This window comes from Elusimicrobiaceae bacterium (genome assembly GCA_028700325.1).
Taxonomy (GTDB): domain Bacteria; phylum Elusimicrobiota; class Elusimicrobia; order Elusimicrobiales; family Elusimicrobiaceae; genus JAQVSV01.
On record JAQVSV010000120.1, the window covers coordinates 1 to 3,635 of the forward strand.

4 protein-coding genes are annotated in these 3,635 nt (G+C 55.8%); 1 reads left to right on the forward strand and 3 read right to left on the reverse strand.

Features of this window, described 5'->3' with window-relative positions; genetic code table 11:
* Window positions 1-287, forward strand: a 287-nt coding sequence (locus tag PHW69_09980) for a hypothetical protein (GenBank protein ID MDD4005511.1), incomplete at its 5' end; no start/stop codon positions are given.
* A gap of 488 nt (window positions 288-775) precedes the next feature.
* On the opposite strand, the gene PHW69_09985 is transcribed toward PHW69_09980, so the two are convergent.
* From PHW69_09985 to PHW69_09995, 3 genes are all read right to left on the reverse strand, one after another.
* The gene (locus tag PHW69_09985; GenBank protein MDD4005512.1) at window positions 776-1,696 is read right to left on the reverse strand and encodes a DUF4340 domain-containing protein; all 921 of its coding nucleotides are present in this window, start codon (window positions 1,694-1,696) and stop codon (window positions 776-778) included.
* Complete coding sequence (locus tag PHW69_09990; GenBank protein MDD4005513.1) at window positions 1,693-3,315, reverse strand: GldG family protein; 1,623 nt, start codon at window positions 3,313-3,315, stop codon at window positions 1,693-1,695. Before PHW69_09990 ends, PHW69_09985 begins: the two co-directional genes overlap by 4 nt.
* The coding region (locus PHW69_09995; GenBank protein MDD4005514.1) for a hypothetical protein at window positions 3,312-3,635 on the reverse strand (324 nt) is incomplete at its 5' end. The genes PHW69_09990 and PHW69_09995, both read right to left, overlap by 4 nt.

Sequence of the window (3,635 nt, forward strand, 5' to 3'; positions counted from 1 at the left end):
GGATAAAAGTGCGGCAGTTCACGACACCGACCATAGTTGATCTCGATTCGTCCGATGAAAATACCGCCACCATAAAAAAACGGCGGCAGGAAATGCAGCGGCTTGACAGGATGCGCAAACTGCAGAAGCAACGGAACAGCGCGTCCGAAGCGCGGCGGCGGGAAGCCGAATACGCGCGCCAGCTGATGGAAGAACAGCAGGACCTTGAGGACCAGAACGCCGCCGAACAGGAAGTAGTCAGAGAAAAGAAAAAAGCAAGCAACACTAACGCCATAATGCTGTACTAAACCCGTTTCTTTTGAAAAAAGCCCTTTCGCTCAGGCGGAAGGGCTTTTTCTTTTTAAACAACCGGCACGCCAAATTCAGAGTCAATGGGTTTTGTGCTGGTTTTTGAGTTAAGTGCAATTTTGTATGGGTTTTTTGACACCATTACGACTATTTAGCTAATGGGCAACAAGCGGTTATTTATGTTTAAGGCTAAAACCGCGCTGCCGGTGTAAAATTTCTCCCAAACGATTATCTACGGAGGTGAACCTCGCCTGTCCAGAACCGGGGTTCGGCAATTTCACGGCTGCCTGTTTTTTTGAAGGCAGAATCAAATTGTGAAAAGCTCATTTACACGGAGTTTTTTACACACTCCTATCTATACCTACTTCAACCAGTATGCAGCGCCAGGCACATTGCATAATATACGCAACAAAAAGGTTGGGCGCAGGTTGTTGCGGATTTCGCTTTAATTGCTAAGCGCCACGCAACCAGTCAGGCTTCCAAACCTTCAGCGGCTAATTTTTTCTGGCAGAGAACAGAGTTTCCGCGCAAGAACACTGTCGGCGGCAAACACCAGTTCCGGCAATTCGGAGTTTGTTACAAGAACTGTCCGGCTGTCCTGATAATAAATTTTAAGCGCGGCGGGATCATACCTGCCCGGACTGATGACACTGATGCTGCAATCGGGTTTTTTGGCGGGCGGACGGCAGTCCGGTCCCGCGCAAAAAACTTTTTCCGCCCGGAAGCGGGCCAGCAACTCCAGCGCGGGCTTTAAAACTTCTTCCCTTGCCTCAGGCGGCACGGCCGCGCTGCGGCCCGATTGCGAATACTGCCAGCCGCGTTCCGTTTTCCCTAAGGAAACAGAACCGAAATCCGACTTCACCTCCAGCCCGATTACCGCCAGCGAGGAAACCGCGATTACAGTATTGTCCGTCCAATCCGCCGCGGAACCGGCCAGATAAGCGAACGGAAATCCAGCGGCTTCGCTTACCGCGCCGTTATGCAGAATATACCAGGCGTTTCCGGTTTGCCTGCCGGCCACAAATTCCGTAAGCGGGCCGGACGGCGTGTCCGCGCGGAATTTTATGCCGCTGGACGGGTCAACGCCGAACAGCCCGAAATCCGCGGGGTTACGGCTCAGCTCCGGCGCGGCATTGGCGTATTTAAGCGCGTTAAGCATGGTGCCGACACGCCGGGTGTCGGCGGGCAGGTTTGACGGCGCCGTTATCCGCCAGCCGCCGCGCACGCGCGCCAGCCTGATTTCCCGCGCGCCCGGCCGTATAATGCTGACGGCCGTTACCGAACCGGCTCCTGCGGGATCCGCGATAAGCTGCAGCTTGTCCGGCGCTCGCCGCAGCATGAAAACCACCGAACCCGCCAGCAGAACCAACAACAGCGCAACCATCAGGCCAAGCTGCCTGCCGTTCATTTCCGGCCGCTCCCGAATTTTCGGACATTCCCGGCCCGCCGCCTGAGATTAAACCGCCAGACCGCCAAGCCCGCCAGCACCGCCAGCAACGGCGGCAGCAGGATATTGGCGTATTTCACCATGGCTTTGCCGGAAGCGGACAATTCGTCAAGCGGCGCAAAATCCGTCGCTTTGCTGCGGATCGCTATAAGCGACGGATCAAGCGCGAGCCATTCCGCGCAGTTCATGAAGAAAATATAGTTGCTGTCGGGCATTCTGAAATCCGAAACGACAAACCGGCTGGTGCCAACCACAATAATGCGGCCCTGCCCGGGCGGAGCCGGCGGTGCGGGAACAACGCCTTTTGGCGGGGCGGAAAAATAAGGCGGAAAAATACGCTGCAGGCAAACCGCAAGTGCGTAAGGCCCGTCCGGGCGGGCGGGAACCCCTTTGATAAAGTCAGTAAAAGGGCCGATATTTAGCTCCGCGAAGGCACCGGGCGTATCCCGTGTTCCGGACGCTACACCAGCGGCCAGCGGCCTGCTCCAGCTGTTGGGAGAAGATCTGGCGATGATCGTGCTGATGCCGTCTTTCGCCGTTACGCTTACTGGCGAAACAAACGGCAGAAACAGGAAATCAAGCGCGGCAACCGGCGGAAACAACCGGTCGAGCGACCCGGCCGACACCAGCGGATAATACTGCACGATATTGCGCAGCACGGCGCCGTTGTTTTTGCGCGCAACTTCCATCGGCTGGCTTTGCCTGTCCATTACCAAAGCCGACGAAACCTCCAGCCCGTAATGGGCCAGCAGGTCTTCAATGCCGGTGGGTTCGACGGGGACAGCGACAAACCCCCTGAGATTTACGTCCAGCCTGTCAAGCGCGCAGAAAAGCGAGCCGCCGCCGCTTACATACCGGTCCAGCGCATAAAGCTGCGCGGCGCTGAATTTTCTGGAAGGCGAGAGCAGGATCAGCGCGTCCGGCAGCTCTTTCGAACCTGGCTCCAGCCCCACTTCCGTCAGCTCAAACTGCGTGCGCAGCAGGCTGACAAATTCCGGGTCGAGCGACTCAAGCGATTTTGCGCCGCCGGCTGTTATAAATCCGATCCGTTTGGCAATGCCGTTTACAAGCGCGTTGATTCGGGATGTTATGTCATATTCCAGATTGTCGGCGTTGGAAATGAACGGAATGCATTCGGTTTTATCCTTGTATTGTATTGTGAGCCCGAAAAACCCGTTGCGCTGTTCATATTTCTCTTTTGCGAAAATATCAAACACCACAGGCACAACCCCGCGCGCGACGGCCTCTTTGGCAACCGAATCGTCATTGCCGGTTTCAACAATCCGTACTTTAATTCTGCCACTTCCGATCGCTTCGTAATCGCGCAGAATATTGCGCAGATAGTCGTTTATTGCCGCGACCTCGCCAGGCAGTTCCCGCGAAACATAAAGCGTAATCACAACCGGCGCGGGCAACGCCGAAACCAGTTTCCTTGTGGCGGGATTGACCGAATAAATCCCCCCGCGCGTGAGATCCGCCCGGAAATTGAGATTATATGACAGCAGATTTGCCGCCGCGAAAATGCCAGTCGCAAGCAGCGCGGCGGCGGTCACGTTAAGAAACAGCCTGTTCCGCTTCATCTTGTGCGCGCCGCCATGAGTTTTAGATTCGCGAAAAACAAAAACAGCCCGCCCGCGCCAAGGAAATAAAACAGGCTGCGGCTGTCCACAATCCCCCGCGCAAACTGGCTGATATGGCAGTCAATGCCGATAAAATCGGTCAGGCGCGCCGCTTCAGGCGGCAGAAGCACGGACATTTTCCCCGTCATGAAAAATGCGAAACAGATGAAAAAACCGGTAATAAACGCCGAGATCTGGTTCTTCGCCAGCACCGACGCGAAAACTCCGGCCGCTGCGAACAGCCCCGCCACGCCAAACAGCCCGAGATAGGAAGCGAACAG